General features: G+C 48.0%; 5 protein-coding genes and 1 pseudogene. All 6 read right to left on the reverse strand.

Annotated elements, in window-relative coordinates:
* Positions 1–2,296: DNRLRE domain-containing protein (locus tag TY10_RS19515; RefSeq protein WP_042167106.1), on the reverse strand; the 2,296-nt coding region annotated here is incomplete at its 3' end.
* 75 nt (positions 2,297–2,371) lie between these two features.
* Positions 2,372–2,890, reverse strand: a complete 519-nt coding sequence (locus TY10_RS19520) for a phage tail protein (RefSeq protein ID WP_042167109.1) — start codon at positions 2,888–2,890, stop codon at positions 2,372–2,374.
* 10 nt (positions 2,891–2,900) lie between these two features.
* On the reverse strand, positions 2,901–3,401 hold the full coding sequence (locus tag TY10_RS19525; protein WP_042167111.1) for a phage tail protein: 501 nt from the start codon (positions 3,399–3,401) through the stop codon (positions 2,901–2,903).
* Between the two features lie 23 nt (positions 3,402–3,424).
* Entirely contained in the window at positions 3,425–3,928 is a 504-nt protein-coding gene (locus tag TY10_RS19530) for a phage tail protein (protein ID WP_042167114.1), read from the reverse strand.
* Between the two features lie 482 nt (positions 3,929–4,410).
* On the reverse strand, positions 4,411–7,143 hold the full coding sequence (locus TY10_RS19535; protein WP_052350654.1) for an S-layer homology domain-containing protein: 2,733 nt from the start codon (positions 7,141–7,143) through the stop codon (positions 4,411–4,413).
* A pseudogene (locus TY10_RS30820) lies at positions 7,116–8,120 on the reverse strand (hypothetical protein); the annotation flags it as partial. The pseudogene TY10_RS30820 and the gene TY10_RS19535, both read right to left, overlap by 28 nt.

The following is an 8,120-nucleotide window of genomic DNA, read 5'->3' on the forward strand; positions in this document are numbered from 1 at the left end:
CCGTTTTGTTGATCGTGAAGCTGATTGTCGTCACGTTGCCCGCTGCATCGGTTACGACCAGCGTGTAATCATCTTCCGCAGAAACGATTGAACCGCTTATGAATGGGGCTCCATTTAACGTTGCTGTTCCTTCATTAAAGGAGATCGTGTGATCTGTGTTATAACGTCCATTATTCGTAACACCTGTTACGATTGGAGCTGTTTTGTCGATCGTAAACACGATCGTCGTCACGTTGTCCGCTGCATCGGTCACGATCAGCGTATGTGTTCCTTCCCCAGACACAACCGAACCGCTTGTGAACGGAGCCCCGTCTAAGGTAGCCGTTCCGTCGCTATACGTGATCGTCCGGTCCGCATTATAACTTAGTCCATTGACAACTCCATTGACAGTTGGGGGAGTCTTGTCAATTGTAAAGGTTACGTTGGTTACGTTGCCTGCTGAATCCGTTACGACAAGCGTATATACGCCATCAGCGCTCACTACAGTTCCGGATGTGAAGGCACTTCCATTCAACGTAGCTGTTCCTTCATTGAAAGTAACCGTTCGATTTGTGTTATAAAGCCCATTATTCGTAACGCCTGATACGATTGGAGCCGTTTTGTCGATCGTAAATACGATCGTAGTCACGTTGCCCGCTGCATCGGTAACGATCAGCGTATGTGTTCCTTCCCCAGACACAACCGAACCGCTTGTGAACGGAGCCCCGTCTAAGGTAGCCGTTCCGTCGCTATAAGTGATCGTCCGGTCCGCATTATAACTTAGTCCATTGGCAACTCCACTCACGGTCGGCGGAGTCTTGTCAATTGTAAAGGTTACGTTGGTTACGTTGCCTGCCGCATCCGTTACGACAAGCGTATAAACGCCATCAGCGCTCACTGCAGTTCCGGATATGAAGGGATTTCCATTCAGGGTAGCCGTTCCTTCATTGAAAGTAACCGTTCGGTTTGTATTATAAAGCACGTTATTCGTAACACCTGATACAACCGGAGCTGTTTTGTCGATCGTAAATACGATCGTCGTGACATTGTCTGCTGCATCGGTAACGATCAGTGTATGTGTACCTTCCCCAGACACAACCGAGCCGCTCGTGAACAAAGCTCCATCTAAGGTAGCCGCTCCGTCGCTATAAGTGATCGTCCGGTTCGTATTATAGCTTTGTCCATTGGCAACCCCACTCACAGTCGGCGGAGTCTTGTCAATTGTAAAGGTTACGTTGGTTACATTGCCTGCCGCATCGGTCACGATAAGAACATAAGCGCCCTCAGCACTCACTACCGTGCCGGATGTAAAGGCATTTCCATTCAAAGTAGCTGTTCCTTCATTGAAAGTAACCGTTCGATTTGTGTTATAAAGCCCATTATTCGCAACGCCGGATACGATTGGCTTTGTGGTGTCGAGTGTGATGGTATCAGAGAAGGTGACTGTATCAGTGCCGTCTGTAAGCTGGTAATACACCGTCTTAAGACCATCTCCTCCCGGCAGAGTCCACGACTTGCTGGAGGCAAAATTTTCCAATAAAGACCATGTCGTGTTGTCATTGGAGAACTTCATCTGGAGCACGTCGCCTGCATCGGAATCGGATGCTGTTAAATTCAGCGTTACATTGCTCGAATTCGTATAGGCCGCACCGTTATTGATGGCAATCGATCCAGTAGGCGGGCTGTTGAGGGCATAAGTGACAATCAGCTTAGGCTGATACGAAGGAGAGGCATGCTCCTTCGAAGCCAAAAACACGCGAGCATCCAATATTGCTTCATTTCCTTTAATAACAAATGTAGCTTCTTGGTCACCCGCACTCGTAATGCTTTCGACGATTGACGTAACATCAAAGATAATGTTGCCGCTTGGAGGAATATTGTCATTCGTTATTCGTACAGACTCTGCCGTTGTTGAAGAAGGAAACGCGGACCCATCGGCATTAGTCATGCTGTCATTCGATGAGCCGAATACGTCCAAATAGGAGCTGGTAAGGTTGCCTCCTTCCTTGAAATTCACATACAGCTGAAGCTCATACTTGATTGGCCTGCCTGGAAGAGGACCTGTTCCTAGATTAAAGCGTACAGCACCTCGGCTTGTATACATCTCATGAGCAGGGCCTGTGCCTACATAAATTCGACCTTGCGTATCATTGTCAAAGACACCAAACACACTGTCCCACACCAAATCAGCTTCTACATTAATTGCTTGAGTGGTTGTTCCTGCAGCCGCTTGCAACGGCTTGCCTGCAACTGGCGCCAACAAACCAGCGAACAATGCCACAATTAGAAATAGAAGTCGTTTTTTCCCCTTCAACATGAACTGCCCCCTTTAAATATGCACAGATAAAAGACCTGAGCTCCTCGCGGCATCAGGTCGTGAAGCATTAATCTGTTATTGGCGTTGCGGAAAATCTCCGTTAATGCAAATAATGAAATTCATAGATAGATAAGGCTGCATATTATTGTGAGGCTGGCTGCCTCCGGTTAATTGAACAGCAGATGGATTCATCTGGACATTTCCCGTTGTTGCATATGCAGACGGGCCTCTTAAACCAGCGGTAACCGTCCACAATCCGTTAGCCGGATTAGCCGTGCCTTGTGAAGTTTGGCTGTTCGGAACATGGGTATGAGACGGTATTTCATTGACAAGCAGCGTTTCAGACGGACTCCCCCCCATTTCGCCTATTGAGCGATCGGCTAAGCCACGGCCTTGGCCGAATGACATGGGTGCTCTTTCTCTGAAATCAGGAAGGGCGAAAGTCGTCCTGCCATCTCCTCCGTATTGGACGCCAATTATCGAATACAGAGTGGAGTATCTGGATATACTCAGCAACTGGCCTTGGCATAACATCCAATTAGAAGGAGCAAATTGCCCGGCAAAAATTCTTATTTCTCCAATATACGGATCCATCGTTGACCTCCTATCCTCTTGAAGGGAATATCCCGGTTAGGGCTATACAGTAATTAAGTGTCAAATAGGGCTGCATATTAGAATGCGGAGCGTTGCCCCCCGTAGCGCCAAGCGCATTCGGACTCATTAAGGTGTTAGAGCTGCTCGCATACATATTAAAAGATGGCCTGCCCCAAATCGATCCTACAGGCTTGCTCACAGTTGCAGGTTCACTGTTTGCTACTAAGGTATGATTATGAGCCGGTATTTCTTGCGTAGTCAATGTATGGCTTTGTTCCCCTCCGGCCTGACCAGCCGGATAATTGGGTGCCATACTAACCGGTACTCGCCCCCTTAGATCAGGAAGGGCAAAATTGGTCGTACCGTTTCCTCCATATGTAACACCAATAATCGCAAATAATGCCGTGTTGGTGCTAATATTCATTAATTGTCCATTGCAAGCAGCCCATCCTTTTGGCACGAAGCCGTATGGGAAGGCCTGAATCTCTCCAACAAAGGGTTCGGCGGACATCGATTTTCCTCCTAATAGAGTAATTAAGTTTGCGAGGGAAATATGCCTGAAGTGGCAATAATATAATTGGTTACGAGATATGGCATCATATTGTTGTGTGGCTGATTGCCACCGACAGGAGTCACCGAATTCGGTAACATTTGACCATTCGGGTTGTCGGTTGTATACGATTTGCCGTCATTGCTCAATCCGAAGAACTGGTTTTGCGGCGCACCCGAATCGCTTGCATTTGCGTTAGCCGCCACGAAGTGCGTATGGGCCGGCAATTGCGATGTCATAAGAGTCACCGATTCGCTGCCTCCTATGGATCCAAGAGGGTAATTTGGACTCATGTGAATCGGCAGCTTTCCCCGCAGATCAGGCAGAGCGAATGTTGAAATACCATCTCCGCCATACGTTGTTCCGAGTAATACATATAAAGCCTCGTTTTCTGCGATCTGTACAATGGATCCGTCACACAGAGCCCAGCCCACCGGCGCGTAGTTGCCGCCGAATATCCGAATCTCACCTAAGTAGCGTTCACTCATAGCTCCAACCCCTTCATCATTTGTCAAAATCATCTGCCGTTCAAAAATCTGACATTGAAGCGCGTCTACCCTTTGAAAAAATTTGTATATATTAGGAATTGTCACACGAGTTCATACGCTTGTCTAGTGGTTTTTACTATAAAATAGAAATTAATTTGTCGATTTCCAGAAAAGATGGGAAGGGTTTATAACATGCTTACATTAGCCATAGTCCCCTCATCTCGCATATTCCGACAATGAGTACAATCATAGCCAAAATGCCAAAAAACCACTTGGTAAACTTCCAGCTTGCACCTGGACCATCCCGCCACTCCACTGATCCTTTCTTCCATAAAATAAAGCAAATACATGAATTACTCTATACCTATAAAGGAGTATCTTTAATACTTTAACTATTCTTCTTTACAGCTGCTGACAAACACGAAGAAGGTTACCCGTATTAGCATAATTTGCTTTTACAGGTAACCTTCTTTTTTCATAAATTAAATTAGATCTGATTTCTGAAGCAAACGTTCAATAATGACAGCAACCTCAGCTCTTGTTATGAGTGCTTTTGGTGCGAGCACCGTACTGCTTCTGCCGGTAATGAGACCTGCTTGCAAGCTATCGGCGATACTGTTTTTTGCCCATTCCGAGGCTTCGATTCTATCCGTAAACGGACGCAGGCTTTCTTCTATTGATGTTATAGGTTGTTTAAGCCCTGTGATCTCCATCGCTTTGGCGATGATGACTGTCGCTTGTTCACGCGTGATTTTATCGTTAGGACGGAAGGTTCCATCTTCAAAACCATTAATCAGCTTATAAGCATATGCCGTATTAATTGCACTGCTATACCAGGCTTCCGCATTCACATCAGAAAAGGTGCTTGTTCCATTGTCCAGCTTCAAACCCAATCCCCGCACCAAAATGGCAGTAAACTCGGCGCGCGTAATATCCCGGTCGGGATTAAATTTGCCGTCGCCAACACCGTCAATGACCATGCGTGAGCCCATATTATTGACAGCATTTTTAGCCCAATGGTTCGCCACATCTTGAAATTCAATTGGGTGCCATATAACGGCGTAAGTACTATTAGTAAGACTGTTAATCACGGCAAAGTACTTACTTTCTCTTGTGATGACTTTAGTCGGCACATGCCGAACGGAGCCATCAGCCTCGATAACAACGCCTGTCGTGATCCTGTTGTGGTCTACTCCATCTGGCAGAGCAATGGAACGCTCTACATAACGGTTAAACTTAGATACGTCAACAATTGATCCTGCATATTCGGCTTTGATCGTAAAGCTCACAGGTGACCCGACAAGTTCAAACGCATGTTTGACTGCCGCACTCTCCACGATTTTCATCATTTCCGATGTTGGCGCAGCGATTTCAATTCGTATCTTCACGTCCTGCATAGCCGACGGCTTTCCAAGCTTATCGGAAATAGCGACTAGATCGATTTGAGCAGCATCTAGTACATAGCCAGCATTTGTTGTGGTGATTTCAATAGCAGCAAGTTTACTCTCCATATCTTTAATCATCTGCCCGTTAAACTCGACAATAAAGACATCAGGCTTCCCATTAAGACGAATTGTAATACGTGCCTTAACGCCCTCTGCATCGAGTCTGGCTTGCAGTTTCTTCTGGTCAATAGTCAATGTGGTAACGGTTTGATTGTTTACCTTTTTCGTTGTAGCTGTACCGATACGCTCTCCCTTGCCGTTAACGAATGCATCAATACCCTGGTCATCTGTTGCAGGAGCCGATGGACCGGAACTGCCGCTATTTCCATTGTTGACCGGTGCTCTCGGAGTGACGGCATTGGACACATCGGATGCTTCCCCAGCACCCGCTTCGTTAATAGCCTTTACTGTAAATGTATAGACGGTTCCATTGCTCAAGCCCGTGAACGTAATCGGACTTGCAGTGCCCGTTTTTATCGAGTTTCCGGGAGAAGCTATGACTTCATAACTAGTAATGACACTGCCGCCATTATCTGACGGGGCCTGGAATGTAATCGTTGCTTGCCCGTCACCAGCTGCCGCCGTTACATTCGTTGGCGCTGCTGGAACCGACACTGGTTTTGCGCTCACTTCATTAGAAGCGTCGCTGTCGCCTACCGAATTGACTGCTTTTACTATAAAATAATAAGTTGTTCCATTTGTTAATCCCGTAATGTCCTTTTGCTGAACGAGTTGACTGACAGAAGCAACTTCAGCCCCATAAACACCAGAAATATCGCTCTGATAGATTTTGTATCCAGTCGAATCCGCTACGGAATTCCATACGAGATGAACCTGCTTATCTCCTGCAACAATACTTGTAATTGCTGGTGCGTCCGGAACGGAATTTACCGTAAGCGTTGCATTATTCGATGTTGCATTAGGTGATGCCGCTCCGGTGACGATAACACGGTATAGATAACTGTTCATCCCTGCTGTTGCTCCCGTAATCGTCAGCGTTGCCGTTGTCGCTCCGCTGTAAGGCGCACCATTTGTAATATTTGTAAAACCTGAACCTTCATCCACTTGCCACTGGTAACCTGTCGCATTCGTTGCGGCTACTGAGAAGGTCGTGTTGTCTCCCGCGGTAATGATCGAGTTGTTTGGCTGTGACGTAATCGACGGTGGCGAGTTCACTGTTAACGCCACATTGTTTGACGTTGCATTTGGTGTTGCCGCTCCGGTGACAACTACACGATACAAGTAACCACTCATCCCTGCCGTTGCTCCTGTGATCGTGAGCGTTGCTGTCGTTGCTCCGCTATATGGCGCACCGTTCGAAATACTTGTAAATCCAGCCCCCTGATCCACCTGCCATTGGTAGCCGGTAGCATTTGCTGCCATTACCGAGAAGGTTGCATCGTCTCCCGTGGTAATTGTTGCGGCACTTGGCTGACTTGTAATCGATGGCGGCGTATTTACTGTAAGCGCCGCGCTATTTGACGTCGCGGCAGGTACTGCCGCTCCAGTTGCAATGACACGGTATACATAGCCGTTCATTTCTGAAGTTGCTCCAGTTATCGTCAGCGTTGCAGATGTCGCTCCGCTGTATGGCAAGACATTCGTAATATTTGTAAAACCTGAGCCTTCATCCACCTGCCATTGATAACCCGTAGCATTCGCTGCCGTTACCGTGAAGGTCGTATTGCCTCCTGCTGTAATCGTCGAGTTGCTTGGCTGCGTCGTAATCGACGGCGGTGAGTTTACCGTAAGAGCCGCATTGTTTGACACTGCGTTAGGGGTTGCCGTCCGGTAACAACTACACGATACAAGTAACCGCTCATCCCTGCCGTTGCTCCTGTGATCGTGAGCGTTGCTGTCGTTGCTCCGCTATATGGCGCACCGTTCGAAATATTCGTAAAGCCCGCTCCTTGATCCACCTGCCATTGGTAGCCGGTAGCATTTGCTGCCGTTACCGAGAAGGTCGTGTTGCCTCCTGTAGTAATTGTAGCGGCACTTGGCTGACTTGTAATTGATGGCGGCGTATTTACTGTAAGCGCCGCGCTATTTGACGTCGCGGCAGGTACTGCCGCTCCAGTTGCAATGACACGGTATAGATAGCCGTTCATTCCTGCCGTTGCTCCCGTTATCGTCAGCGTTGCCGTTGTCGCTCCGCTGTATGGCAAGACATTCGTAATATTTGTAAAACCTGAGCCTTCATCCACCTGCCATTGGTAACCGGTAGCATTTGCTGCCGTTACCGAGAAGGTTGTGTTTGCTCCCGCGGTAATCGTCGAGTTGCTTGGCTGCGTCGTAATCGACGGCGGCGAATTTACCGTAAGAGCCGCGTTATTCGACACCGCGTTAGGGGTTGCCGCTCCGGTGACAACTACACGATACAGGTAGCCGTTCATTCCCGCCGTTGCTCCCGTTATCGTCAGCGTTGCTGTCGTTGCTCCGCTATACGGGGCACCGTTCGAAATACTTGTAAAACCAGCCCCCTGATCCACCTGCCATTGGTAACCGGTGGCATTCGAAGCTGCCACTGAGAAAGTAGTATTCGCACCTGCTGCAATCGTCGAGCTGCTTGGCTGCGACGTAATCAAAGGCGGCGCATTTACCATAAGAGCCGCGTTGTTCGACACTGCGTTAGGGGTTGCCGCTCCGGTAACAACTACACGGTACTGATAACCGCTCATTCCTACGCCTGCTCCCGTTATCGTCAGCGTTGCTGTCGTTGCTCCGCTATATGGCGCACCGTTCGAAAT

This window comes from Paenibacillus gorillae, assembly GCF_000513275.1.
GTDB lineage: Bacteria > Bacillota > Bacilli > Paenibacillales > Paenibacillaceae > Pristimantibacillus > Pristimantibacillus gorillae.